Raw genomic sequence first — 224 nt, forward strand, 5'->3', positions numbered from 1 at the left:
GACATACGAGTGAGATCGCTAGCTCGAGTCGCCACTTCAAGGTCTAAACGTGCCTGGTCAAGTGCTTGTTTAATATCTTGAGTACCTGACAATGCCTCTTTTTCTGTTTTCCAAATCTCATCTAACGCTTCGTATTCTTTGTTTTTATTATCTAAGGTAGCTTGTAGATCACTGAGTCGTTTAATAATCGGTTCATCAGAATCACTTTGTAATGCTTTTTGCTC

General features: G+C 39.3%; 1 protein-coding gene. It reads right to left on the bottom strand.

Features of this window, described 5'->3' with window-relative positions:
• Positions 1–224, bottom strand: a 224-nt coding sequence (locus V6256_RS15670; RefSeq protein WP_341599155.1) for a hypothetical protein, incomplete at both ends; no start/stop codon positions are given.

Origin of the sequence: Psychromonas aquatilis (assembly GCF_038155185.1) — a bacterium.
Lineage (GTDB): Bacteria > Pseudomonadota > Gammaproteobacteria > Enterobacterales > Psychromonadaceae > Psychromonas > Psychromonas aquatilis.